Annotated in this window: 24 protein-coding genes and 1 riboswitch; of the genes, 15 read left to right on the top strand and 9 right to left on the bottom strand. The window is 42.4% G+C overall.

Going from position 1 to position 24957, the window contains the following annotated elements; all coding sequences use genetic code 11:
* Positions 1-4 precede the first annotated feature (4 nt).
* Positions 5-700 carry a DNA-3-methyladenine glycosylase I gene (locus NH153_RS04795; RefSeq protein WP_063701555.1) on the bottom strand — a complete coding sequence of 232 codons (696 nt, stop codon included), beginning with the start codon at positions 698-700 and terminating at the stop codon, positions 5-7.
* Between the two features lie 183 nt (positions 701-883).
* Positions 884-1080: riboswitch (Lysine riboswitch) on the top strand.
* 137 nt (positions 1081-1217) lie between these two features.
* Here NH153_RS04795 and dapA point away from each other — a divergent pair.
* The 5 genes from dapA (at position 1218) to NH153_RS04770 (ending at position 6410) form a co-directional block, all read left to right on the top strand.
* Positions 1218-2102 (top strand): 4-hydroxy-tetrahydrodipicolinate synthase, encoded by an 885-nt coding sequence (gene dapA / locus NH153_RS04790; protein ID WP_063701553.1) that lies wholly within the window; start codon positions 1218-1220, stop codon positions 2100-2102.
* Between the two features lie 14 nt (positions 2103-2116).
* Positions 2117-2857 (top strand): 2,3,4,5-tetrahydropyridine-2,6-dicarboxylate N-succinyltransferase, encoded by a 741-nt coding sequence (locus tag NH153_RS04785; protein WP_063701551.1) that lies wholly within the window; start codon positions 2117-2119, stop codon positions 2855-2857.
* A complete protein-coding gene (locus NH153_RS04780) occupies positions 2857-4062 on the top strand; it encodes a PLP-dependent decarboxylase (protein ID WP_063701548.1) in 1206 nt (401 codons plus the stop codon). The genes NH153_RS04785 and NH153_RS04780 overlap by 1 nt, the downstream gene beginning before the upstream one ends.
* A gap of 5 nt (positions 4063-4067) precedes the next feature.
* Positions 4068-5186 (top strand): succinylglutamate desuccinylase/aspartoacylase family protein, encoded by a 1119-nt coding sequence (locus NH153_RS04775; RefSeq protein ID WP_063701546.1) that lies wholly within the window; start codon positions 4068-4070, stop codon positions 5184-5186.
* A 186-nt stretch (positions 5187-5372) separates the two neighbouring features.
* Positions 5373-6410 (top strand): phospholipase A, encoded by a 1038-nt coding sequence (locus NH153_RS04770; protein ID WP_063701543.1) that lies wholly within the window; start codon positions 5373-5375, stop codon positions 6408-6410.
* A 42-nt stretch (positions 6411-6452) separates the two neighbouring features.
* Here the strand turns inward: NH153_RS04770 and NH153_RS04765 are convergent, their stop codons facing one another.
* On the bottom strand, positions 6453-7346 hold the full coding sequence (locus NH153_RS04765) for a bifunctional GNAT family N-acetyltransferase/hotdog fold thioesterase (RefSeq protein WP_063701541.1): 894 nt from the start codon (positions 7344-7346) through the stop codon (positions 6453-6455).
* Between the two features lie 226 nt (positions 7347-7572).
* Between NH153_RS04765 and NH153_RS04760 the strand changes: the two genes are divergently transcribed.
* Positions 7573-8262 (top strand): spermidine synthase, encoded by a 690-nt coding sequence (locus tag NH153_RS04760; RefSeq protein WP_063701539.1) that lies wholly within the window; start codon positions 7573-7575, stop codon positions 8260-8262.
* Positions 8263-8269: 7 nt separating this feature from the next.
* Here NH153_RS04760 and dtd read toward each other — a convergent pair whose 3' ends face one another.
* From dtd to NH153_RS04745, 3 genes are read right to left on the bottom strand one after another with little or no spacing between them, the layout of a single operon-like run.
* Positions 8270-8707: a D-aminoacyl-tRNA deacylase gene (dtd, locus tag NH153_RS04755; RefSeq protein WP_063701537.1), complete on the bottom strand. Its 438-nt coding sequence runs from the start codon at positions 8705-8707 to the stop codon at positions 8270-8272.
* A complete protein-coding gene (locus NH153_RS04750) occupies positions 8695-9648 on the bottom strand; it encodes an alpha/beta fold hydrolase (protein WP_063701535.1) in 954 nt (317 codons plus the stop codon). The genes dtd and NH153_RS04750 overlap by 13 nt, the downstream gene beginning before the upstream one ends.
* Positions 9649-9673: 25 nt before the next feature.
* Positions 9674-10546 carry a virulence factor BrkB family protein gene (locus NH153_RS04745; RefSeq protein WP_063701532.1) on the bottom strand — a complete coding sequence of 291 codons (873 nt, stop codon included), beginning with the start codon at positions 10544-10546 and terminating at the stop codon, positions 9674-9676.
* Positions 10547-10632: 86 nt separating this feature from the next.
* Here NH153_RS04745 and NH153_RS04740 point away from each other — a divergent pair, with 86 nt between their 5' ends.
* Both NH153_RS04740 and NH153_RS04735 read left to right on the top strand, forming a co-directional pair.
* Positions 10633-11289, top strand: a complete 657-nt coding sequence (locus tag NH153_RS04740; protein WP_063701530.1) for a DUF2959 domain-containing protein — start codon at positions 10633-10635, stop codon at positions 11287-11289.
* A gap of 132 nt (positions 11290-11421) precedes the next feature.
* Complete coding sequence (locus NH153_RS04735; protein WP_063701528.1) at positions 11422-12513, top strand: MBL fold metallo-hydrolase; 1092 nt, start codon at positions 11422-11424, stop codon at positions 12511-12513.
* 15 nt (positions 12514-12528) lie between these two features.
* Here the strand turns inward: NH153_RS04735 and NH153_RS04730 are convergent, their stop codons facing one another.
* Entirely contained in the window at positions 12529-12954 is a 426-nt protein-coding gene (locus NH153_RS04730) for a BLUF domain-containing protein (RefSeq protein ID WP_063701526.1), read from the bottom strand.
* A 266-nt stretch (positions 12955-13220) separates the two neighbouring features.
* Here NH153_RS04730 and NH153_RS21715 point away from each other — a divergent pair, with 266 nt between their 5' ends.
* From NH153_RS21715 to NH153_RS04710, 5 genes are all read left to right on the top strand, one after another.
* Complete coding sequence (locus tag NH153_RS21715; protein ID WP_119852677.1) at positions 13221-13361, top strand: DUF3149 domain-containing protein; 141 nt, start codon at positions 13221-13223, stop codon at positions 13359-13361.
* Between the two features lie 142 nt (positions 13362-13503).
* A complete protein-coding gene (locus tag NH153_RS04725) occupies positions 13504-14484 on the top strand; it encodes a hydrolase (protein WP_063701524.1) in 981 nt (326 codons plus the stop codon).
* Entirely contained in the window at positions 14481-14738 is a 258-nt protein-coding gene (locus NH153_RS04720; RefSeq protein WP_063701522.1) for a YheU family protein, read from the top strand. The genes NH153_RS04725 and NH153_RS04720 overlap by 4 nt, the downstream gene beginning before the upstream one ends.
* Positions 14739-14797: 59 nt before the next feature.
* Positions 14798-15991, top strand: a complete 1194-nt coding sequence (locus NH153_RS04715; RefSeq protein ID WP_063701520.1) for a dipeptidase — start codon at positions 14798-14800, stop codon at positions 15989-15991.
* Positions 15992-16120: 129 nt separating this feature from the next.
* Positions 16121-17005 (top strand): hypothetical protein, encoded by an 885-nt coding sequence (locus NH153_RS04710; RefSeq protein ID WP_063701518.1) that lies wholly within the window; start codon positions 16121-16123, stop codon positions 17003-17005.
* 165 nt (positions 17006-17170) lie between these two features.
* Here NH153_RS04710 and NH153_RS04705 read toward each other — a convergent pair whose 3' ends face one another.
* Entirely contained in the window at positions 17171-18586 is a 1416-nt protein-coding gene (locus NH153_RS04705; RefSeq protein WP_205630226.1) for a mannose-1-phosphate guanylyltransferase/mannose-6-phosphate isomerase, read from the bottom strand.
* A gap of 124 nt (positions 18587-18710) precedes the next feature.
* Positions 18711-19727, bottom strand: coding sequence for a metalloprotease (locus tag NH153_RS04700; RefSeq protein WP_063701516.1), 1017 nt, complete (start codon positions 19725-19727; stop codon positions 18711-18713).
* A 175-nt stretch (positions 19728-19902) separates the two neighbouring features.
* On the opposite strand from NH153_RS04700, the gene NH153_RS04695 reads away from it, so the two are divergent.
* Complete coding sequence (locus NH153_RS04695; protein WP_063701514.1) at positions 19903-21123, top strand: EAL domain-containing response regulator; 1221 nt, start codon at positions 19903-19905, stop codon at positions 21121-21123.
* Here the strand turns inward: NH153_RS04695 and NH153_RS04690 are convergent.
* On the bottom strand, positions 21120-22184 hold the full coding sequence (locus tag NH153_RS04690) for a hemolysin family protein (protein ID WP_063701644.1): 1065 nt from the start codon (positions 22182-22184) through the stop codon (positions 21120-21122). The two genes, NH153_RS04695 and NH153_RS04690, sit on opposite strands and share 4 nt — an antisense overlap.
* Before the next feature lie 145 nt (positions 22185-22329).
* Between NH153_RS04690 and NH153_RS04685 the strand changes: the two genes are divergently transcribed.
* Positions 22330-24825 carry an alpha/beta hydrolase family protein gene (locus NH153_RS04685; RefSeq protein WP_063701512.1) on the top strand — a complete coding sequence of 832 codons (2496 nt, stop codon included), beginning with the start codon at positions 22330-22332 and terminating at the stop codon, positions 24823-24825.
* The last annotated feature ends 132 nt before the right edge of the window (positions 24826-24957 follow it).

The raw sequence follows: 24957 nt of genomic DNA, 5'->3' as shown, positions 1-24957 counted from the left end.
GTCCTTAACGTGTTGCGACACCTACGCGGTTATCACCTACACCATAAGCCACGAGCTGACTAAGTGCCTGCAGGCTGTAGCCACTTTGCTGTTGTAATTCATTGAAGAAGTCTTGCGCCGCTTGTAATGACTTTTTAGTTTGTAAGCCGCCATCAATCAACTCATGGGCACGCAAGTAGGCTTCTACATCGCGAGAAAGCAAAAAGGTATCTTTACCAAGCGCTCGCAAAGCGTAAGGGCCAGTGTTGCCTCCTAATCGAGCGCCATGTTTTTTAAGATAAGCCCACAGACCAATAATTTTGTCAGTTGGCCAATCTGCGATAAATTGACTGAAGCTGCCATGTTTCTCAGCAACTTCGTGGATCATGTACGCATTTTCAGGGATCGTTTGTACTTTTTTGAAATTTCGGATGATACGTTCGTCACTGGCCTTTTGCTCAAGCATATCCGGTGGCATCATCAATAATTTTTCTACGCTGAAATCCCAAAACACATCACGGAAACCAGCCCACTTATTATTGATTACAGACCAATAAAAGCCGCTTTGAAATACTTTACGCGTAAACTCTTCTAACCATAAATCGTCATTCATTTTGGCAATATCAGTATCATCGAGCGGGTTTGATAACAGCGCATGCAGCATTTCTTCACTGCCCTTTCGAGATACGGCTCGTTGATAAATATCGTTGAATTTTTCCATCATTTTTCCAATTTATTTGGTTAACGCTAAGTGTACGTAAAAACACGGTTATACGTAACCATGTTGCAAAATCGGTCACTAAAAAACAAATCCTTCGCCTTGACACCTAGATGGCTAAAATGCTTTAATCGCCGCCAATACCCTATTTAACTATGTTGGCTTTAACCTTTGAAGCGAGCATAAAGGGCTGGAAGAGGTGCGTTATTCAGGTAGCGTATGGGAAGAGCACAGACTCTGATGATCATACGTGAGGGGAATTAACGCCGAGAAGTAACACCGTTTGTGAGGTGCTTATTTCGGGCGACTGGGCTGAATCCCAGCGACTGTCACCAACAATAGCAAAACGCTATTGATTAGTTTGGTGGAGAGCTTCTGGTCTTAGTATAATAAGGCCGTTGCGTCTTTATTATTTTAAGCCCATTCGCTCTTCGAATTATACCTTGTTCGAATGACGACATGCGGCTCCATTCAATTGCTCCCGCATAAACTCTTCGAATACCTTATAAGTTCGTGAGAGATGATCAACAATTTTGATTTAAACGACTATCCATTATGGACAGCGCTTGTCACGCCATTTTCTGAATCTGGCGAGGTCGATTACACGGCCCTTGAACAACTGGTCGCTGAGCAGCAAGATGCAAATAACGGCATTTTATTGCTTGGCAGTACCGGTGAAGGACTGGCGCTTTCACTCAAAGAGCAACAAGCCATTGTTGAGCATGTTTGCCAATTAGCACCGACTGTACCACTCATGGTTGCTGTGGGCGGCATGAACCTCAAGCAACAAGTTGCTTGGGTTGAATACTGCAACCAACTACCTATTCATGGCTATCTATTGGGCTCACCTCTGTATGCAAAACCTGGGGTTGTTGGCCAAACACATTGGTTTGAAAGCCTACTCAACGCAAGCCATCACCCTTGTATGTTGTATAACGTACCAGGACGTAGCGCAGTTGAGATCTCACCGCAGGTGATCAAAAACCTTGCTGAACACAAAAACCTTTGGGCTTTAAAAGAGGCCAGTGGCGACATTAGCAAATTTGAAGGCTTTAGAACGGCATCACCAACATTAGCCATTTTCAGTGGCGATGATGCACTTATGCCGTATTTTGCTCAAGCTGGTGCCAAAGGTTTAGTTTCGGTTGCCGCGAATGCTTGGCCGATTCAAACCCATGAGTTTGTTAAACGCAGTTTAAGTGGTCAATACCCAAATCTATTCACCGATTGGTCGCAAGCAATCCAAAGTTTATTCGCTGTAGCAAATCCAATCCCCGTAAAAGTACTGATGCACCTGCAAGGTAAAATAAATACCCCGCATTTACGTCCGCCGCTTACACATTTAGAGCTTGAGCAAACAGACAGCATCACCCACGCAAACAACACAATTTTATCTTGGAACTAAAAACAGGTTTTATCATGAGCTGGTTAGAATTATTAAACAACTTAGAATCAGGCGAAGTTCGCGCAGCAACACAAGACGAGAACGGCAACTGGCACGCCAATGTTGAAGTTAAACAAGGCATTTTAGAAGCCTTTAAGAATGGTACAAATACCGAGTTCCCGGGTGGTTTTGTTGATAAGCACAACTTAGCACCACAAGGCTTTGCAGCAGATGCAGGCGTGCGTATGGTACCAGGTGGTAGCAGTGTTCGTCGTGGCGCACACGTTGCCAAAGGCACCATTATCATGCCACCAGCGTATGTAAATATTGGCGCATTCATCGACGAAGGCACAATGGTCGACAGCCACGCATTAGTGGGTTCATGTGCACAAGTGGGTAAAAATGTTCACCTAAGTGCGGCAGTACAATTAGGTGGCGTACTTGAGCCAATTGGTGCCAGCCCTGTGGTTATTGAAGATGGCGCATTCATCGGTGCAGGCTGCGTTATTGTTGAAGGTGTGGTTGTGAAAAAAGGTGCTGTACTTGCGCCGGGTGTTCGCTTATCGGCAACCATTCCTGTCTACGATTGCGTTAACGAGCGCCAGCTAGACAAAGGTGAAGCAATTCCAGAAAACGCGATTGTGATCCCAGGCTCTCGTCCAGCTTCAAATGCATGGGGTCGTGAACAAGGTCTAAGCATGTCGTGTGCATTGATCGTGAAATACCGTGACGAACAAAGCGATGCATCATTACTGTTAGAAGAGGTTTTACGTTAATGAGCTTTTTGAGCACGCCTATCAAGCAAGCGGTTGAACAAGTTTCAACGCATCTTGATACGCCATTTTTTATCTATGATTTAGATAAATTAACTGCACATTTAAATCAACTGACTGCACAAACCGATGTAAAACTTTGGTATGCCGTTAAGGCCAACCCACTGTCTCGCATTATTCAATGTTTAGACAGCGCAGGGTTTAACTTTGATGTTGCAAGTAAAGGTGAACTTGAGCAAGTACTTGCCCAAGGCATCGATAGCAAGCGCGTGCTCAACACAGGGCCTGCAAAAAGCCCTGCACAAATTTCACATTTTATTGCTCGCGGCGTACGTACTTTTGTGGCCGAGAGCATTAACCAAGTTCGCTGGTTAAACGAACAAGCAACAAAAACAAATTGTCAGCTGCAAGTTCTATTGCGTGTACAACTTCGTTGGCCAGACAGCGAAAAGAACCCACTTGGTGGTGATAGCCTTACCCCTTTTGGTTTGGGCTGTGATGAGTGGCAAGCACTCACTGCAAGTGATTACCCTGCTCTTAGCTTTGATGGTCTGCATATTTTCCAATGGGGCAATATGCTGAGCACTGACAAGCTCGCCGAGCTATGGCGCGCGATGATTGCGCCACTGCAACAGCTAGCACGCTCATTAAACATTAATCTTAATATTCTCGACTTAGGGGGTGGCTTAGGCATTCCTTATACTCAAGATGCTAACCGACTTGATTGGTCTGCACTTATCGAGACCCTAGCGAGCATAAAAGCAGATGCCGGTGTTAATGAGCTTTGGATGGAACTTGGCCGCTATGCGGTGGGCGAATGCGGCCATTACGCAACGCCAGTTGTTGAGCGTAAAGTAAATTACAATCAACAGCAGGTCATTTTATCAGGCGGTATTAACCATTTACTTCGCCCAGCTGTGACAAGCCAAGATTTTCCTGCATCGTTACTACGCGAATCGACGGCTGAGCCTGCAGCAATGACTTTATACGGGCCACTTTGCACCGCCCTTGATTGCTTAGGTGAGCACCAATTAGCGAGCGATTTAAATGAGCAAGACTGGTTGGTATTCAGCCAATGTGGCGCGTATGGCTTTACCGAAAGTATGCCGTACTTTCTATGCCACGAATTAGCGGCTGAATACATCCTTGAACAAGGCAATATTGAGTGCATCCGTAGCGCTGAAGATGCCAGCTATTATTTAAGGTAATCACCATGAGTAAAGAATTAATCAGCCAAGAGAATATTGTTGTTGGCGAGATTGCAAACGGCCTACCTCTAACAATCCCAGTGTATCGCTTAAAAGGCGATGGCACGGGGCCAGACGTGTATATACAAGCCAATATGCACGGCGCTGAAGTACAAGGTAACGCCGTAATTTATCAATTGCTTGAGCAGCTAAAATCACTCAAGCTGCGTGGCGATATTACCCTAGTGCCTTATGCCAACCCTATTGGCTGCAACCAAAAATCAGGTGAGTTTACTTTAGGTCGCTTCGATCCAATTACTGGCACCAACTGGAACCGTATGTACCGCTTTAATAAAGCGTTACCGTCACAGATTGCTGAACAGTATAAAGACAGTGATGATGCGACCCTTAAAGCGGCGTTTAAACAGGCACTCGTTGCTGACATCGACAGTCAATTAACGGGCCCAGATTACAGCCTACCAACGGGTAAGCGTATTGCCCTTAACTTGCAAAAGCTTGCTCATCAGGCTGATATTGTTTTAGATCTTCACACCGGGCCTATCTCAAGTCAGCACTTATACTGTCCTGAATACGCCAAAGACAGCGCGAGCTACTTTAACATCGAACATGTGCTATTGATCCCAAGTGATTTTGATGGCGCGATGGATGAAGCGAGTTTCTGTCCATGGTGGTCACTATCTGAAGAGCTTGGCAAGCAAGGCCGTGAATTCGCTGTTCAAGTCGAAGCATTCACCGTTGAGCTAGGTAGCCAAGAAAAAATCGATTTAAGTGCAGCACTTGATGATGCAAATAGCATTTTAAGTTACCTCAATCACAAACAGGTATTAGTTGATGCTGCGCACCAACCAAAAGCGATGACACGCTATGCCTGTATGCTTGAAGATTATATAGCTTACTACGCCCCTATGGGTGGCATGGTTGAATACCTTGCCCCACTGGGTGGCCATATTAAAGCAGGTGAGCCTATCGCCCGTATTTTAAGAATGGAGCGCTACCTTTCTGAGCAGCCCCTACAAACATTAAGTTTTGATAAAGACGCCATCGCTATTTTGCATTTTGCTTCAGCAAGCGTGAATCAAGGTACTGAACTTTATAAGTTTTTTACCAACGTATTTGAGCTATAAGCTCATTCCTTCTCATTGCGTGAGAGTCGACGGCTTATGCCCTTAGGCCGTTACAGCAGGGCTCCAAGCTTAGCTTGGGGCTCTCTATTTACCTAAAATTTCAACAATTCAGTACAAGTTCACGGTTACTTATGTAAAAATCGTTATAATTATACCTACTTACAAGTCTACTGAAAGGGAACTGCAATGGGATGGCGCATTTGGCTGGCAGCCGCTGGCTTATTTTCTGTACCTGTATTTGCTCAAACTGAACAACCACAAACTAACGAACAAGATGACGCGCTAGAACTCGTAAAGCAGTGTATTTTGAACGAAGCTATTGGCGGTGACGGTAAACAAACACTCGAAGAACTTCGTAAAAAATGTTCTGACTTAGACGAGAGCAAAAAGCTCACCGCTCTTGAAAAACGTAAAGCCCGTGAAGAAGTAAGTAAGAAAAACCGTAATGTGATCACCCCACATAAGCGTAACTATATATTGCCGCTGTCTTACGTATCCAATCCTAATGAGCGCCCTTTTGATGGCCTAAAAGACCTCGCTGAAGAAGTCGATGGCGAGCCACTTGATAATCTTGAAGTAAAATATCAACTATCAATCAAAGTGCCTATCTTCGAAGGCTTCTCAGATAAAGACCAAGGCGTATTTTTTGCATTTACCATGCAATCGTTTTGGCAGTTTTATAACAAAGATATTTCATCACCGTTTCGTGAAACGAATTATGAACCTGAGATATTCTGGGTGAACTACCTCGACCCTGAGCATGTGCTTTGGGGCGATGAAATGGCAATTGCAATTGGTGCCTCACATCAATCGAATGGCCGCAGCCAGCCAAATTCACGTTCATGGAACCGTATTTATGCGGATTTCTTATGGGAAAAAGATGGCTTTGTATTTAGCTTTAAGCCTTGGTACCGCATTCCTGAAGACAAAAAAGACGATGAGATCGAAGCCCGTGGCGATGATAATCCAGATATCTACAAATACATGGGTTACTTTGAGTTCTCGGGTGCATACCGTTACAACGAGCATGAATTTAGCTTTATGACCCGTAATAACTTAAATTCAGATAACCGCGGTGCAATCCAATTAGATTGGTCTTTCCCTCTTTGGGGCCGATTACGTGGTTACGCACAATACTTTAATGGTTATGGCGAAAGCTTAATTGATTACAACGCCGATATTGAACGTTTTGGTGTGGGTATTCTATTAACTGACTTACTTTAACTGATAAAGAGCGAGCTTTAGTTAGCTCGCTCTAAATAGTCGTTATTTTTTAACGATGAAGTGACCTTCAAATTCTGCCACTAACACATCACCATCGTATACATTCACTGGCACATGGTAGCTTGCTTTACCACTGTCTTCTAACTCCGCTAACTTGCCTTTACAACCAGCCAGCTCAACACTACCACGAGGGTCGTTATTCAGTGGTTTAAGGTATTTAATGTTGGCATCAGCTAACACGATATTCCCTTCAAGCCCTGCTTCTTTTAGTGCAAGGTAAGTTGCGCCCCACCCTGTTAAAGTCGCTAAACTATAAATCGAGCCAGCAAACATGGTGTTATGAAGGTTTAAGTTCGCATCTAAGTCAGCGCGAGTAGTAAACTGCCAATCGGTATAGCTTTCTACTTTAATGCCCATCGCATCACTGATTGGGATCGACTCACGCCACGTATTTTGCAGCACTTGTGTCCAGTTTGGATGACGGAACCACCCCGGCTCAGACGGCTTTTGTTTTACCATTTTCCAGTGCTGAACATCATCATAAGCAAGGTGCGCTTTTTCTTTTACTTCGTAGCCATGGCGCTTATAGAAATCAAGAGCTCGCTCACGAGCAAACAATACCAGCTCGTCGGCATCTTGAGTCCATGCTATTTTTTCTAATTCATGTAATAAACGGCTACCAATATGCTGGTTGCGATTACCTTCAGCGACCGCCATATATCGAACTTGCGCTTGCTTGTGATTATTAAAATGCAGGCGAGCTACGCCTAATACGTCGCCGTTATTATTTTTGATAAAGCGGTGCTCTGCGTCTTGCTCCAAGTCATCTTGCTCAGAACCGCGCGGCTCGCCCCAAGGTGCTCTTAAAACCTGCCAACGTAATGAATAATACGCTTGCCAATCTTCGCTGCTTTGTGGGGTGGTCACTTTAAACATAAAAACTCCTGTGATAATTCAGCCACTGTCTGTTGTTTTTCTCATGGCCTTTTGAATGCGAATTACGATACGCTATCTTCTAACAAGTTGGAATAATACTTTGGTGACCCAGCCTAAATTATTATTCTTAGCTGTAAAAACTAATGCACAATTGCACTTTATGCCTACTGGTCTATGCTGAAATAATTGTCTTATTTTTATAATGATATTGCTAAAGGCCCGAAATATGGAACATTTTCTTGAACCCAGTGGCGCAGTAAAACATAGTTTTATTGAGGACTGTCACCGATTAGGGCAACTCATTTATTGGCATAAGCAAGGCAATTACAGTATTCAAGTTAGGCAACTTAACCAATTACGTTGGTTACTGATCAACGAAACCCTGCAATCCGTTATCGAAAAACGCCGCCCTGCTAGATTACTTTTCCCACACTTACAATACCTTGCAAAACTTTGGCAAGACCTAGACGAACCTCAAAAGATTTTAGAACTAGGGCTAGGTGGTGGTGCTATTCGTAATTACTTACAGCACACCTACCCTGATAGCCAACTGACATCAGTAGATAAAAACCCCGACATAATTCACTGCTATAAACGCTATTTTGGGGGCGATCACGCTAATAACCTACACTGTTTTGATGCTCAGCAAGTGTTAGAGCAAAACAACGAATACAATTGGATTATCCTAGATTTATTCAGTGAGGTAGATGCGCCATTATTTTTATACAAACACCAGTTTTACACCAAACTAAGAGCAGCGATGGCCAAAGATGGCTTGTTGTTCATTAATTTTTTATCTAATCACCCATCGCAGCTAAAACAACTTGAACACCTACTGATCACTGAATTCGGTAAACGGCCAAGCATTGTAAAAATCCCCGACTACGTGAACCACATCGTGATGATAAAAAAGTAGCTGTCTGTTACACAGATAAATTAAAAGTAACGGGACCATCGTTACATAGGCTTACTTGCATATCAGCACCAAATTGCCCTGTAGCCACTGTTAAGCCTGCTTTTTTAGCTTCTGCGATAAAATACTCATAGAGCGTATTAGCTTGTTCTGGCGTGCCAGCACTTGAAAAGCTCGGACGCATGCCCTTTTTAGTGTCGGCTGCTAACGTAAACTGCGAAACCACTAAAAGCTCACCTTTGATATCATTCAAACTTAAATTCATCTTTCCTTGTTCATCGGTGAAAATACGGTAATTACTGACTTTGTGTAAAAGCTTTTGAGCGCTTTGCTCGGTATCCTGTTTTTCAACACCTAATAGCAGCAAAATACCTTGTGAAATTTCACCGACTACTGCGCCTGCCACTTCTACTTTTGCCTGTTTTACTCTTTGAATTAAGCCTTGCATTGATCCCTCGATAACTTGATATACATTAAATCTGCGGCACGTCGCATTGCCGCCAAATATACCTGATTATCGCTACTGTGCCCAATGCCATCTAAAATCAATAATTGCGCATTTAACTGTTCAGCAAGCTGCTGTACGGCACTATAGCGACAGATCAAATCGGCACGGCCATGAATAAACCACATGGGTAGATGCGTTAAGACATGCGCATTTTCTGCGATATAGCCCTCTTCAATAAAACAGTGATGACGAAAATAATGCACCATTAACCTTGCTTGATTTAGCCCAACATGAGGCTCTTGTAACCCCCAGTTTGTTAAGGGCTCACCATGACATAACACCTGCTCCCAATGACACCACAGCTTGGCAAATTTACTGGCTTTAATTTGATCATCACTGTTTAGTTGTTGCTGATAAAAGTCGAGTAAGGCATGCCAATCAGTGTAATCATGTGCAAATTCATTAAAGCATTCAGGATAGAAATGCGCACCGGCTCCTTTTGTTGTGTAAAGCCATTCAAAATCACTGTTACAAGCTAAAAAACTGGCACGTAAAATAAGCCCCGAAATGTGTTCTCGGTGCTTAATTGCATATACGAGCGCTAAGGTTGCCCCCCAAGACTCACCACACACTAGCCACTTTTCAATGCCCAACTGATTGCGTAAAAACTCGAGATCGGCGACTAACTCTGAGGTGGTATTTTGAGAGATATCATGAGGAGTTGAGTGACCACAGCCACGCTGGCTGAACATGATCACCCGAAAACGTTCTAAATCGAAAAAGCGGCAATTTTCAGGACACAAACCCACACCGGGCCCGCCATGACATAGCACCACAGCGATACCTGTCGTGGCCCCATACTCTTGCACATGAATTTGATGACCATCGCCAACACTCAAATGATAGTCACGGTTGGCAATATAATGTGGATGTAACTGCACCTCGCTCTCCTTAGGTGCAGTATATTTAAACTTCTATATCAGGCGTGTCTTCAATGTTTTCAGGGCTGATACAAACAGTAAATTCTGCACCGAGTAATACGACAACCCATGACAAATACACCCATACAAACAAAATTGGGATCGTTGCCAGTGCACCATAAATTACTTCGTATGATGGGAAGTGGCTGATGTACAAAGCAAAGCCTTTCTTTGTCAGCTCGAACAACATAGCTGCAAACAAAGCGCCTGGAATTGCCGCTCTAAATGGAACTCGTGTGTTAGGAACTAAAGTATAGAGCATAATGAAGCCAACCATTGAAATTATGTAAGGTAATAATTTCAATAAAAAGCCACTAAATCCCGGTATTCCTTGATCAGCAAATGACACTAAAGACACGATGTATGAGGTAACACCAATGCTTGCCCCTAATAGTACAGGGCCTAAGCTCAGTACCATCCAATAAACAGCAAACGAAATCATCATAGGGCGTTTTTTCTTGATTCGCCAAATCCGGTTCAATGTGGCATCGACATTGCGAATAAGCAGCAAAGATACCGCCGCTAAAAAGCCCACACCGACGGCAGTCATTTTATTCGCATTACCGGCAAAGGCGCTAATATGCTCTTTAATGACATCTGACGAAGTTGGCACAAGATTAGTAAACAAAAAGTTTTCTATGGTTACCAAGGTGCTTTCGAAACCCGGAAAAGCAGAAAAAATAGCCACACCTACCGCCACTAACGGCACAATTGATAATAAGGTTACATAAGCCAAATAACCCGCATTGACAGTGATTTGATCGTCAATACAACGATTAAGATACTGCATCCACCAAGCAGGCTGTTGCTTTAAGAAAATGCTTATTTGCAGCTTATAACGAGTGAGCTTCTCATCCATAGAATCTAATTTCTGCTAAAATGTTTTGATAATCATAGCAATCCACCACATAATTTGAAATGACAGGTACCTAAAAAGGATTCTCAATGAAAAAACTGACACTTTTAAGTGCACCACTATTTGCAGTAACAATGGCATTATCAGGCTGTCAGTCAGCTTATTACTCAGCCATGGAGTCTGTCGGTGTGCATAAACGCGACATTTTAGTGGACCGCGTAGAAGAAACAAAAGAAGCACAACAAGAGTCACAAGAAGAGTTTCAATCAGCATTAGACAGATTAACCACGCTTATCAATTTTGATGGTGGTGAACTACAAGATGCCTACAATCAACTGAATGATGATTACGAGTCGAGCCTAGCGGCAGCAAACGACGTAACAAGCAACATCAATAAAGTTGAAGATGTAGCCGAAGCGTTATTTGAAGAGTGGGCTGATGAACTTGAGCAATATAAAAGTGCCTCACTAAAACGTGAAAGCAGCAAAAAGCTTAATGCAACTAAACGCCAGTTTGACCAACTGCTACGCTCAATGCGCAGCGCTGAAAGCAAGATGGAACCCGTGTTATCGTCTTTACATGACAACGTTCTGTATTTAAAACATAACTTAAACGCGCAAGCAGTTTCTGCCATCAAAGGTGAGTTCACTAATCTTAAACGCGATATTAAAGTGTTAATGGACGACATGAACAAATCTATTGAAGACTCTAATAAGTTCATTGAGCAAATGAATAAAGCAGGTTAATTAGCCCGCACTATTTTTTACTAAGCCTACTTAAACGTAGGCTTTTTTGTGTAATCTCTTGTTACTTTTTAATGATTTATCTTAAATCTTATTTTGCTAAACTCATGGCAAAGAATAAAAAGTAAGCATGGTATGCATTTAAAAACACTCTCAACACTTATTGCAGCAGCACTTTTAACAGCCTGTAGCAGCCCTAATAAGGTCAATGTTATTGCCGGTGAAGGCACCATCACGCCATTAAAAACCGAGGGGGAGTACGAAGGTCGCTACCACAACCTTTACCCCGGGGATAAAGAATACCCAACAACCTGCACTGATAATTGCTATGCAGAATCAGACCTGCTTATTTGCGACGACAGCAACTCACAATGCCAGTTTCAAGCAGAACAACATGTGCCAGAAATCAACTCAGGGTTTACAGTTCGCTGGCTAGGCCATGCTGGTTTTTATATTCAATCACCCAATGGTGAACAGCTCTTGTTTGATCCAGTCAAAGAGCAATTTGATTCGCCCGTAGACTTGGCCTTTAAGCTCGCAGGCGGTATTTATCGCAAGCCAGGTTTTTGGCCCTCACAAGCTGAAATTAATGACTTAGATGCGGTACTGTATTCACATATTCACTATGATCATTTTAACAAAGCCGATATTGAAGAAATTGGTAACAAACCACGCTATCTAGTGCCATTAGGATTTGCCGATAACTTCCCAACAGGTGGCTTTGATATTTCAGAAATGGCCTGGTACGCAAGTACACAGATTAATGATTTAACGATTCATGCGGTGCCAGCCCATCACTTTAGCAGCCGTATCATGGTGCCTTTCATCTACGATGACCACAACAAAGATTTATGGAGTGGCTGGTTACTTGAGCAAAATGGAAAAACATTATATTTTGCTGGCGATACTGGGTATTCAAAACATTTTCAGGATATTAAGCAAAAATATGGCGAGATTGATGTATGTTTAATGCCCATCGCTTCTTATTATCATGAAGAAAACGGTAAGTGGTACCGCTATGTTCACACAACGCCAGAAGACACTTTAAACGCTGCTGAGGAGCTAAGTTGTAAAGTGATGATCCCATGGGGTTACGGCAACTCAAGCTGGCAAATGGGCGACCATTCAAGTCACTCTGCATTATTGAGATTACTGCACATGCAAAAGCAGATGAACAGCCAAGTTCCCCTTTACATATTGAATGAAGGTGAGCAAGTGTCACTGTAGTGACACTTGCAAGCATTACATAGTATGTGTGAGCAACGAGTCCCGTAAAGCCAACATAAGTTTATGGGCGCTTCCAGCTGACATGGCCAATGGATTAAATTCGCTGCTACCAGAGTACTTTAAGTTTAATGGGGTTGTAAGTTTTGAATAAGGTATATAGCCCATTGACCAATTTTCAAATTCACGCTCAACAATTTCACAGTAATTAAGCATGATTATATTGCGATGGCGAGTGTCATTAAGAATACGATGATAAGTCTCATTGACCGCTTTACGAGATCCTTCTAAGCACTGCAGAAAATGTGTGCTATTAAAACACAGCAACCCTGTTACATTGCATTCAGCATTATTCTTTTTCGCTTTCTCAAGAATATCTTCGATGTCATTAGGCCCAAACCCATCGCTAATTTCACTTGTGTAAATCAGTCTAACTAAATACATCTTACTCTCCTGCAAGTTGGATTTAGAAAAGATAGTACAGATGACATGTTTAGCAAAAAGAGTTAGCGCTTAGCGCAGGCTAAATACTGACTTTTACCAAGACCCCCCTCTCGCTCTGCTTAAAAATTTGAACTGCCCTAATAAACTTGATCCAAATCAACTATTAAATCGGCTTATTTAGCATCAGGAAAATTGCTTGATCTGGATCATATCAGCCGTCCTCAAGCCAGCCTATGATTAACCCATAGACATTAGGAGGCACAACCATGAACGTATTCTTCAGAGATTTTTTTAGCGACCCAGTTTTATTTATGTCATTCGGCATTTTGGCAGTTGTTATCGTTTTATGCCTTTTCTACGTTGGTTTCTTTATTAAGAAAATTCACGACGCAGAAGTTCCTAAATAAGAATTAAGCACGACGCACAAAGCCCCTATCCAATTTATTGTTTAGGGGCTTTTTATTTACATTCAGCTAAAATCTTGTAGCGGTTCTCAAAAAGCAAAAACTTGCTACAATAGGCGCTTATTTTGTTTCGAAAGTGTCAGCTATGTTACCTGAGTTTAAGCCTGCGTGGTGGATGCGCAATCGCCATTTACAAACCATAATGCCGCGCTTTTTTCGCCCTTTTCATAATACCCGCTACGACTTATCGACAATCGATACTCCTGATGGTGACTTTTTAGAACTGGCTTGGGCAACACCTCATAACGAACAAGCCCCCCTCGCTATTGTATTGCATGGCTTAGAAGGCAACATAAATAGCTTTTATGCTAAAGGCATGATGAAAAAACTTAAGCAGCAAGGCTTTGCTGTGGTCTTAATGCATTTTCGAAACTGCTCTCGCGAAGTTAACCGTTTGGCACGTGCTTATCACAGCGGTGAAACTGAAGATCTGCGTTTTTTCATCAACCATCTTAAGATCAAGTTTCCAAAACGCCCGTTATTTGCAGTGGGCTTTTCATTAGGTGGTAATGTGCTGGCAAAGTATTTAGGTGAGCAAGGTGCTAAATCGAACTTAACAGGTGCTGCCGTTGTATCTGCACCGTTTGATTTATCTTCATCTTGCGAAGTTATTCGTAAAAGCTTGGGTAAAATTTATCAAAAATATTTGCTCGACCGGATGAAAAAGTCGATGCAAAGAAAGCTGCCACAAATCGAACAACAAATTAGCCTAACGCCAGAAAAACTTATGGCGATTGATGACTTATGGCAATTCGATAATATGCTCACGGCACCATTGCATGGCTTTGCGGGCGCTGAAGATTATTATCAACAAGCGAGTGCTAAGCCGTTTTTAAAAAGCATTGCAACACCTACACTGATTGTGCACGCCAAAGATGACCCAATGTTATCAATAAAAGCCGTGCCAGATAGCGGAGATGTCAGTGAACATGTTACGCTGCGCATCTCAGAACAAGGTGGCCATGTCGGCTTTATTTGCGGTAAAAACCCTTTTAAACCCGAGTATTGGCTTGAACGAATTGTGCCTGAGTATTTTCAACAATTAGTTAAAAAAGAGCAGCTATGATCATTCCTCACGACCGCCTAGATAAAGAGACTCTGTATAATTTAATCGAAAGTTATGTGTTACGTGAAGGCACTGATTACGGCGAACAAGAGTTTAGTATTGAAAGCAAAGTAGCGCAGGTTCATCAACAGCTTAAAAGTGGTGAAGCCATGGTGTTTTTTTCTGAGTTACATGAATCAGTGACTATTATCTCAAAGGCTGAATTCATTGCCTTGCAGGCAGATCCAGAGTACCAAGCGTCGTTTAACGACTAAACTTGTAAGTTAAACCGTATCCCTTCACAATGGCTTTTTAACTTAAAGAGCCATTAAAAATGAAAAAACTAAGCTCATTGGTTGCCGCTGTTTCTTTGGCCTTGATTGGCCAAGCAAGCGCAGATCAGGTTACTGCATCAGATAAAGCCATTAAACTGGCAAAAGACACTATTTTAATCGATACCCATATCGATGTGCCTTATCGTATTCATAACAAGTGGGCTGACGTAACAAAAGCCACAAGCGACGGTGATTTCGATTACCCGCGTGCTGTGCAAGGTGGTTTGAATGCCCCTTTCATGTCAATTTATATTCCTGCAAACCTAGAATTTGAAGGCAAAGGTAAAAGCTACCAATTAGCAAATCAGCTGATCGACTCGATGGAAGCGATTGTGCAACGCGCGCCAGATAAGTTCGCTATTGCAGACTCTACTGCTGATATTAAAGCGCAGTTTAAACAAGGCAAAATGTCGATTGCTATGGGTATGGAAAACGGCTCACCTATCGAAGGCGACATTAAGAACCTTAAGCATTTTTATGAGCGTGGCGTACGTTACATCACTTTAGCCCACTCGCAGAGTAACCACATTTCTGATTCATCTTATGATATTCGTCGTAAGTGGAAAGGCCTGAGCCCATTTGGTAAAGAGCTGGTAAAAGAAATGAATAACATTGGTATGCTGGTTGATGTATCGCATATTTCTGATGATGCGTTTTATCAAGTGATGGAAATTTCAAAAGTACCTGTGATTGCTTCACACTCATCACTGCGTAAATACACCCCAGGCTTTGAGCGTAATATGAACGACGATATGCTGTTAGCGCTTAAAAAGAATGGTGGTGTTATTCAAATTAACTTCGGTTCAAGCTTTGTTACAGCTCAAGCAGGCTCTTGGTACGATCAACTTAAATCAGCAAAGGCTGAAAAGAAAAAAGACGGTACTAAGCTAAGTAAAGATTTTGATGCTGCTTATCGCGCTAAAAACCCGTTTCCATTTGCAAGCTTAGAACAAGTACTTGATCACATCGATCATGTCGTTGAGCTAATTGGCATCGATTATGTGGGCATTGGCTCAGATTACGATGGTGTCGGCGACTCTCTACCTACTGGCTTAAAAGATGTATCTAGCTATCCTAACCTAGTGCAAGGTCTAATGGACCGTGGGTATAGCGATAAAGACATTAAAAAGATTTTAAGTGGCAATATGCTTCGTGTATGGCAACAAGCTGAAGCATACGCAAAAGCCCATTAATCGACATAAACTCTCTTTAAAAGCGCAGCTAACTAGCTGCGCTTTTTGTTTTTATCATCATAAGTAATTGATAATACAAATGGCTTGTTTTAATCTGCTGATATTACAAAGCAACTTGGATGATGTGATATGTCAACTTGGCAAGGGAATACTGCGCTGGCATTTGCAAGCATTGCACTGGGCTTATCTATTTATAGCCACACAAAATCAATCTCGACGGACAAGCCTGTCGCGATTCAGCAGGCAAAACCCACCTTAAAAAAGCTGGCCATTCCAGAACAAGATAGAGAAAACCTAGTCGCCTTACATGGCTATATTTTAGATCTCGAAACACGCATTCATGAGCTTGAAAATCAAGCGCCAGCCATTGATCCCGAACTGCTAGCAACATTAGTTGAACAAGCGATAGAAAAGCAAGAAAACGAGCGACGTGCCGAAATTGAGAAGAGAAATCCGGCGCTTGGCTGGCTAAGTAATTTACCTGATGACTACCGAGAACGCATCAAAGCAGACCCACAATATGCCGACAGCTCAATAAATGAAGCACTTGCTACCTTACTCAATTTGAGCAAATCAGAAAATGAGCGCTTAGCAGCCTACGGGCAACTAAAAATGACCCTAAGCATGCTCAGACGCGACTTGGACGACAGCCAAGCAAATGCAGTAATCGATGCCATGATAAGCATTAGCGAATACACTAATGATCCTAAGATTCGTGTCAGTACATTAGAGAATTTATCTCGCCAAAATAACGTCTCACCTAAGCTCGCTGAGCATTTCCAAAAGCTGTTACAAACTGACGATAATGACTATGTTCGCAATATTTCTGCCACAGCCCTCATCGGCCAATTTTTCCGTGCCACAAGAGACGGCAACAACAGTTATGCCAGTGATTTAGCAGAACGCATTACCGCTCTTGAAAATAGTAGCAATGCAAAAGTTGCCGAAATCATGGCTGAAAACCTAAAGGGCCCACGCCTTAGAGAAGAGCTAGATAAAGCATTGGGGAAATGATAGAAGGTGCTAGGTGCTAGGTGCTAGGTGCTAGGTGCTAGGTGCTAGGTGCTAGGTGCTAGGACACACTAAATCCAGTTTACCCTCAAGCAACAATTAGTTCCTGTGAACAGAAAGAAAACAACCCGCTTAATCTACTTAAAACTTATGGCTCAGAGCTTCCAGCTAGTCTCTGCCATACCTATCATCAAAACGCTCGATGTCGCTTTCATCTAGTATCGCACCGGTTTGTACTTCAATAACGATCAGCGGTGTGTTTTGTTGATTAGCAAGGCTATGTAATTGCTTTGCCGCAATATAACAAGATTGGTCAGCTGTTAATTCAAATTCGTTATCGCCAACTCGGACATTTGCGACTCCTGATACGACGACCCAATGTTCTGCACGATGTTGATGGCGCTGAGTTGAGAGTTTTGCACCACGGTTTACAATTATTTTTTTCACCTTAAAGCCGGTGCTTTCAATTAAAGTTCGGTAGTTACCCCAAGGCCTAAATACCGCTTGGTGATGGGTCAATTTGTCACTATCAACCAAAGCAAGCTGTTTAAGTAAATCAGGGAGCTTATCGAGTGCACTTTTATCTGCCACTAAGGTGGCATCATGAGTATGTATAATGGCTTGATTACTCACACCGAGCGCCGCAATGGTGTGATCAGCTTCGCTAATAAGTAGATTATTTTCGCTATCTAAACTCACTCCTTGCGAGGCTAAATAGTTACCATGGTGGTCTTTTTCAGCGATTTTCGACAGCGCTGAAAAACTACCTACGTCACTCCAATTTAAATCAACAGGGATAACAGCAACGTTAGCGCTACGTTCCAAAATAGCATAATCAATAGAATCACTGGGGCATGCTGCGAGCGAATTAGTAACAGGCCGTTGAAAACCTAAATCTGCAGTGAAACTTGCAGCTTTGGCGACACTGTCAGCAATCTTTGGTGCAAAGCGAGTAAGCTCGCTTAAATACACATCTGGCAGAAATAAAAACATGCCACTATTCCAGCTATAGTCACCACTGGCAAGGTACTTTTTGGCTAATTGCAGTGCTGGTTTTTCTTTGAATTCAGCCACCTTAAAGCAGCCTTTATGGGCTAACGGCTCTCCTTGGCGAATATACCCATAGCCGGTATGAGGCTCTGTGGGAGTAATAGCAAAAGTCACTAACTGTTGTTGCTGACAAAGTGCTATAGCATTATCTAAGCAGGCAATAAGCTTCTCAAAGTCACTAATGTGGTGATCAGCAGGCATCACCAGTAAGGGATCCGTTAGGCCATTTTGCAATGCAAATTCAGCCGCTAACGCAATCGCCGGTGCAGTATTTTTACCTTCGGGCTCAAGAAGCAACGTAAAGCTATCAGTGATTTCTGCAATTTGCGCTTTAGCAATAAAACGATGTTCTTCATTACAAACTAAAATCGGCGCATTAAATCGCGAGTCAGCGACACGTAAAAGCGTGCTCTGTAAGAGTGACTTTTCGCTAAGCAAAGATAAAAATTGCTTAGGCATCGCTTTACGCGACAAAGGCCATAAACGAGAACCTATGCCACCAGCAAGAATAACGGGGGTAATTTTGCGACTCATGATTGCTTTAAGTAAATAATCCAACCATGAGTTTAACAAATTTTTGAGTGTGTAGCTTAGGGCAATTACAAGTAAGAATTGATTAGTGCCTAAACAAAAATACCGGCTTAATCTTAAGCATTATTTAACTTGCTAGAATCTTCATTGGTAAGCTTAGGATTGCGCTTTCTGAATCGGCAAAGTGCATCATTACCGCGACATGACCTGCAACAACCAGTGCGTACATTACAGCTGAAAAGCCTTGCCCGTATGTATCAAGAGGAATGAGATGTGAATAGTGACGTCCGCGCCATTCAAAGATAATTTCAAGAGCCCCTACAAATAAGAAGAACACCAGTAGCATCAAGCCAAAGGTATAACTCAGCCACAAGCCAAATAACACACCTAATAAACACACACTTAGACCTATCCATGACCGCATAGAAAAACTTATACTTTTAAGTACATGGCCGCCATCTAAGGGCAAAATAGGTAACAAGTTAAAGAGGTTTAGGAGTGCACTGAGTACTGCCACACCAGCGAATATTTCCATTTCAGTGGCGTAGTAAAGCACGACTCCCAGTACTGAGGTAATCAAGCCAAAAGCAGGCCCCATGAGTGAGATCACTACGTCTTGCCATCGCGTGGTAATTTTATCATCGGAAACAGCCAAACCACCGACAAAGGGAATAAGGTAAATACCTTTAGTTTTAATGCCGAAGTATTTCATCGCACGTACATGACCATATTCATGCACCACCAAGCAAGCAATTAGCATCAAGGCAAATTCAATAGAAAATAACCAAGCATAGCCTGCCACCGAAGCACCCGCTAAAGCCGCTTTAACTACTTTTGCACTTTTAAATAATTTAAAGCCCAGTGCCAGCAAACCAATAATGCCGCGTTTGGGTTCGGCTTCTTGTAACTCCGGTAAAGCAAGCTGGCTCACCTGCTGCTGATTAACAAAAATGGCTAAGCTTTTTTCGTGCACTTTGCTGGTATCAAGACCAATGCGTTGCCCCTGAAAATCAAATTCATAAAGTTCTGGCTCTGGGTTATCGAAAGCAATTGCTTGTTGATGATGAAAAAGCTGAATTAACTGTGAGCCATTTAAATGCAAAATAAAGGTTTCGTCTGCGAGACTCAGCTGAAGTCTGACCATAGTTCTTATAAATACGAATAAAAAGTGCGGCTATTATACTGAGACCTTGCAAAATTACGAATTTCCTTTAGGTACAAGACTGTGTATTTTTCGCACTATAAAACAAGCAAAAAACATGACTAAATAGGGTTTATCTACTACTTTTAACTATAGCGTTCTTGTTCAAGGAGTGAATATGGTTAAGTCAAATAGACACATACTCGTAGTGGATGACTCAAAAGCTATCCTGATTGTTATGCATGCCATCTTGAATGAGCTTGAGGTTCCACACATTACAACCTGCCTAAGTGCAGAAGAAGCCTTAGAAAAAGTTAAAAAAGCCCCTCGCTTTTTTGATGCCATTTTTACCGATCTCAATATGCCAGATATGGATGGCATGGAGCTTATTCGTCACTTAGGCGCCATGAAATACCAAGGTGCAATTGCCATAATTTCTGAGATGGACCCTAAAGTCATTGACCTTGCAGCAGACCTTGCTCGTAAGCATAACGCTCACTTAATTGGTAACGTCACTAAACCAGTGCAACTTAATCAAGTGTACTTACTACTGCAAAAGCTTGAGCACTTTGCTATTCATGTTGAGCGTACAAAAACCCCTATTTCTGAGTCATTGTTACTACATGCCATCAGTCATAATGAGATTATTCCGTTTTATCAACCTAAGATAAATCGCCATGATAATCGGGTTGAAAGCATTGAGGTACTTGCCCGCATCAACACAAGCCAAGAAGACGAAATAATTTTACCTGATCGCTTTATTTGTATTGCTGAAGACCTAGATTTAATAAACCTTATTACTTTCCAATTATTTGAAAAGGCCACTAACGATTTTGCAGAAATTAAAGAGCAGTTTGATCCTAACTTAAAGCTCGCATTTAACTTATCTCCCTCGCAGCTTGAGGACTTAAGTTGTCCAGATAAACTGGCTTTAATACTGCACCTTAACAAGCTCACGCCTAGTGAAGTTATATTAGAGATTACCGAACAGTATGCGCTGCGTAGTGCATCGCAACTTGAATCACTCAACCGCTTACGAATGCGCGGTTTTGGTATTTCACTAGATGATTTTGGCACTGGCTTTACTAATGTTCAGCAGCTAAAAACACTACCCTTTACCGAAATTAAAATCGATCGCACCCTGATCAGTAATATTGAAACCGATCAGTTTTCCCAAGTGATTGTTAGTAGCTTGGTGAATATAGCGATACAAGAAGATCTCGCTATTGTGGCCGAAGGCATTGAACGCGTTGAAGAACTTGAATACCTCGACCGCTACAAAGAATTTATTTTAATGCAGGGCTTTTTGCTGTGCCGTCCAAAAGCCAAAGAAGACTTTTTAAATTGGTCACTCTCATGGCGGCAAATGGTCAAAACCGCAGCGGGGCATCGCCGCTAAGGTTTACGCTTATCGTCACTGACGATGGTGTTACTCGATGCTAAACGCTGTCGCCAACGCTGTTTGGCGACTTTTTGCATATTGGCTGATTGATCATGCTCATCAACAATTTCAAGCCCCATTAATGCTTCAATTAAATCTTCAAGGGTGACAATACCTTGAACATCACCGTATTCATCCACGACTAAACAAATATGCGTACGCTCAGACAGTAAGGTTTCGAGTAAGGTCGGCACATGCAAGGTTTCTGGTACGGTGTAAATAGGCTTAACGAGCTTGCTAATTTTATAGTCTTCACCCAGACGATGATAAGCCAGCATAATGTCATTTTTATGCACAAAGCCAATAATATCATCACCATTTTTGTCATAAACCAATACCCGTGAGAACGAAGAAGAACCATGCTCCGACAAGTATTGGTTTACGGTTAAATCTTTATGGACTTTAAAAAGCACCGTACGTGGTGTCATTAAAGTATCGAGTTTGGCATGACGAAAATGCAGCAGGCTGCGTATGATCTCAGATTCATCTTGCCCAAGGGCTCCTGATTCAGTGCCAATATCAGCCATGGCTTCAATCTCTTGGCGAATATAATAGGCTTCATCGTAATTACGCCCCAAAAAGCGCGTTAAAATGTCAGCAAACCACACAAAGGGTTTTAGAATAAACACTAACCAAATTAAGCTCACACTAACAATGGGTGTTAATCCTCGCCAATAATTAGCCCCTAATGTTTTAGGAATAATTTCAGAAAGCACCAGTACCAATAACGTCATAATTGCGGAGGCTACGCCAACCGCAGCATCTGAAAACACCACTGCAGCTTGTGCGCCAACGCCAGCGGCACCCGCCGTGTGCGCTATGGTATTTAACGTGAGTATTGCCGCCAACGGTTGGTCTATATTGTCTTTGAGTTTACCTACCCGCTTTGCTAATTGCGGTTGTTGCTTTCTTAGCATCGCAACATAACTTGGCGTAATACTTAACAGTACCGCTTCCATCACTGAGCACAAAAACGAAACCGCAATGGCAACAAACATATAAACAAGTAGCAATGTCACGCTGAGCCCTCTTAAAAAAGTTAACCTGCTCACCATAGCAATTGAAAACCACAAGCTCAAACCCGACTGCAATCTAACGCAGAGCACTTTTTGGGTAATTTGCAGCGTGCTATATTGGTTTAAATTACCTTCAACAGGCGAAACTATGACACTTTCAACTACTTGGCTAAGCCAATCAGCCAAGCTAAAAACAACATTTAGTGCATTAGCGTTATGTGCGTTAAGTAATACAGCAATGGCCGCTGCCATTGATAAATCAGCGGTGCAATTTATTGGCCCTCTTGGCGAAGATATGCAACTTAAGCCATATCAAACGGATCATCGCGATGCCATTATTGCTAACCTATTACCTAGCTTGCAAAAAAGCGGCGATAGCATACGCGTATTTGGCAATGAGCTTGACTGGCAATCATTCGACAAAGTGAGTGCGCTAACACTTGGTGGTTTACAGGCACTCAAATTTACCGCCTCAACTGCACGCTTTAGCCAAGGCTCATTAACGCTTAAAGGCATTGAAAACGCGCAGCTATTTATTGATGGTGAAAAGCAAACAGAAAAAAATAAAAGCTATGAGCTAGCTTTAAGCCAAGGCGATCACCAGTTTGTTATCATCACTGAGCAAGTAGCTAACTGGAATGAGGTTGAGCTTGATTTTACGGCTAAGTCTGAACTAGATGCAGTGCAATTTAGTGCTAAACAACAACACGGTTTGTCAGCTAAGCAATTATTCGATGCGCCAACGGTCAGTTATATTTCAATGGCACCAAATGGCGATTACTTCATTACCAGCCAACGTCATTACGAAGATGCAACCGCTAATCAAGCGCAATATGTTACTGAGCTTAAAGACGCAAAAAGCAATACGCTTTATCGCTTTGAATCAGCCCAACCGAGTAACATTACTTGGAGCCCAGACAGCAAAAGCTTAGTGTATTTATTAAATGGCGAGCTTAAACGTTTAAACCTGAAAACCATGCAACTTAGCGTCATTGCTAAAAACCTCGCGGGTGCAAGTGGCTTTCAGTTTTTCGATAACAACAGCTTAATTTTTAGTTGGTCGAAGTCTCCAACAGACAATGGCAAGCTCACTAAGCATTACCAAGGCCTGCAAGACCGTTGGTCTTATGCTCGTACCACGTCGCAAGTCTATTTACTCGATATCGCAACTGGTTTAAGCAAAATATTAAGCCAAGGCCCGCTTAGCCATTCACTTGAAGATTTTGACGCTAAAAGCGGCCACGTTTTGATGAGCCGCTCAGCACAAGCAATGCAGCTATCACCACAGCCAGCAACAGAGCTTGTTGAGCTAAACCTAGCTTCATCGGCTATCACGGTACTTGGTCAATACAATACCTTTAATCAAGCTAAATATACTGACGACGGAATTTATGTCACTGCCGGTCCAGATTTTAACAATGGCTTAGGTCGTAACCTTCCTGAAGGTATGCTTGCTAATAACTATGACGGTCAACTTTATTTGCTAAGCCGTGACGGTAAAAAAACCAGTGCACTAAGTAAAGAGTTTAACCCGGCTATCGGCCAGTTAAATGTGCTTGAAAACGGTGATGCGCTTATTAAAGTTACCGAGCAAGATACCGTACAACTTTATCAATTCGACTTGAGCAAAAAGCGTTTTAATAAAGTGAATACGGGCTTTGATGTTGTGGAGCAATTTAGCTACTCAAACGAGCGTACCCCACGCATTTTGGTTACCGGCACCACAGCGTCAACACCTCAGCAGTTAAAACAACTCAGCTTAGGTAAGGGTCGCGCTAAAGTAGTGTGGGATTCTAAACCAATTGGCTATGAAAATACGCAAGTAGCCTCACTGGAAGAGTTTAACTTTACTAATAAAGATGGCATTGAAATAAAGGGGCGAGTTTATTTACCCCATGATTTAGATAGCAATAAACAATACCCTGCACTGGTTTATTATTATGGTGGTACATCGCCAGTAACTCGTGGCTTTACAGGCCGTTACCCGTTTAACTTATGGGCTGAGCATGGCTATGTTGTTTACGTTGTGCAACCTACTGGCGCAACAGGCTTTGGCCAAGAGTTCTCAGCTAAACACGTCAACGCATGGGGTGAATACACTGCCAACGATATCATCGACGGTACTAAAGCCTTTTTAGATAAATATAACTTTGTAGATAGCAAACGTGTGGGTAATTTAGGGGCCTCTTACGGCGGCTTTATGACCATGCTACTCGCAACTAAAACGGATATTTTCAGTGCATCGATTGCCCATGCAGGGATTTCAAATATCACCTCGTATTGGGGTCAAGGTTGGTGGGGTTACTTATACTCAGCTGAAGCATCTAAAAATAGCTACCCGTGGAACAATCCTACACTTTACAGCCAACACAGCCCGGTTTTTCATGCTGACAAAGTAACAACGCCGTTATTACTCCTTCATGGTGATTCAGATACCAACGTACCGGTTGGTGAAAGCCACAATATGTACACGGCATTAAAGTTATTAGGTAAAGATGTTGACCTGATTGAGTACAAAGGTGCAGATCACCAAATTTTTGCTCGTGATAAACGCTTCGACTGGTGGAATACCATGTTGGCTTATTTCGATAAAAACTTAAAAGATCAGCCACAATGGTGGCAATACCTTTATCCTGAAAAGTAGTTTAATCATTTGGCTGGGCACGCTGTGAGTGCTCAGCTGTCATTCTTTTCAACTATTGCTAAGCCATTAAATTGTAAGAAATAGTTACAAACCTCGCTATGACACTTCTCAGCCTTTGCCATACAGTGCTAA

It is taken from the genome of Pseudoalteromonas gelatinilytica (assembly GCF_001641615.1).
GTDB lineage: Bacteria > Pseudomonadota > Gammaproteobacteria > Enterobacterales > Alteromonadaceae > Pseudoalteromonas > Pseudoalteromonas gelatinilytica.
Note: the sequence above shows the minus strand (reverse complement) of the source record. Positions and strands in the feature narration are given on the sequence as shown.

Bases quoted from the DNA above. Each gene is read 5' to 3' on its own strand.
- NH153_RS04685 (WP_063701512.1), top strand. From the start codon at position 22,330: ATGACACTTTCAACTACTTGGCTAAGCCAATCAGCCAAGCTAAAAACA.
- NH153_RS04765 (WP_063701541.1), bottom strand. From the start codon at position 7,346: ATGTTTAAAGTGACCACCCCACAAAGCAGCGAAGATTGGCAAGCGTAT.
- NH153_RS04735 (WP_063701528.1), top strand. From the start codon at position 11,422: ATGCATTTAAAAACACTCTCAACACTTATTGCAGCAGCACTTTTAACA.
- NH153_RS21715 (WP_119852677.1), top strand. From the start codon at position 13,221: ATGAACGTATTCTTCAGAGATTTTTTTAGCGACCCAGTTTTATTTATG.
- NH153_RS04695 (WP_063701514.1), top strand. From the start codon at position 19,903: ATGGTTAAGTCAAATAGACACATACTCGTAGTGGATGACTCAAAAGCT.
- NH153_RS04700 (WP_063701516.1), bottom strand. From the start codon at position 19,727: ATGGTCAGACTTCAGCTGAGTCTCGCAGACGAAACCTTTATTTTGCAT.
- NH153_RS04715 (WP_063701520.1), top strand. From the start codon at position 14,798: ATGAAAAAACTAAGCTCATTGGTTGCCGCTGTTTCTTTGGCCTTGATT.
- NH153_RS04760 (WP_063701539.1), top strand. From the start codon at position 7,573: ATGGAACATTTTCTTGAACCCAGTGGCGCAGTAAAACATAGTTTTATT.
- NH153_RS04770 (WP_063701543.1), top strand. From the start codon at position 5,373: ATGGGATGGCGCATTTGGCTGGCAGCCGCTGGCTTATTTTCTGTACCT.
- NH153_RS04745 (WP_063701532.1), bottom strand. From the start codon at position 10,546: ATGGATGAGAAGCTCACTCGTTATAAGCTGCAAATAAGCATTTTCTTA.
- dtd (WP_063701537.1), bottom strand. From the start codon at position 8,707: ATGCAAGGCTTAATTCAAAGAGTAAAACAGGCAAAAGTAGAAGTGGCA.
- NH153_RS04720 (WP_063701522.1), top strand. From the start codon at position 14,481: ATGATCATTCCTCACGACCGCCTAGATAAAGAGACTCTGTATAATTTA.
- NH153_RS04730 (WP_063701526.1), bottom strand. From the start codon at position 12,954: ATGTATTTAGTTAGACTGATTTACACAAGTGAAATTAGCGATGGGTTT.
- NH153_RS04780 (WP_063701548.1), top strand. From the start codon at position 2,857: ATGAGCTTTTTGAGCACGCCTATCAAGCAAGCGGTTGAACAAGTTTCA.
- NH153_RS04740 (WP_063701530.1), top strand. From the start codon at position 10,633: ATGAAAAAACTGACACTTTTAAGTGCACCACTATTTGCAGTAACAATG.
- NH153_RS04725 (WP_063701524.1), top strand. From the start codon at position 13,504: ATGTTACCTGAGTTTAAGCCTGCGTGGTGGATGCGCAATCGCCATTTA.
- NH153_RS04785 (WP_063701551.1), top strand. From the start codon at position 2,117: ATGAGCTGGTTAGAATTATTAAACAACTTAGAATCAGGCGAAGTTCGC.
- NH153_RS04795 (WP_063701555.1), bottom strand. From the start codon at position 700: ATGGAAAAATTCAACGATATTTATCAACGAGCCGTATCTCGAAAGGGC.
- NH153_RS04705 (WP_205630226.1), bottom strand. From the start codon at position 18,586: ATGAGTCGCAAAATTACCCCCGTTATTCTTGCTGGTGGCATAGGTTCT.
- dapA (WP_063701553.1), top strand. From the start codon at position 1,218: ATGATCAACAATTTTGATTTAAACGACTATCCATTATGGACAGCGCTT.
- NH153_RS04775 (WP_063701546.1), top strand. From the start codon at position 4,068: ATGAGTAAAGAATTAATCAGCCAAGAGAATATTGTTGTTGGCGAGATT.
- NH153_RS04710 (WP_063701518.1), top strand. From the start codon at position 16,121: ATGTCAACTTGGCAAGGGAATACTGCGCTGGCATTTGCAAGCATTGCA.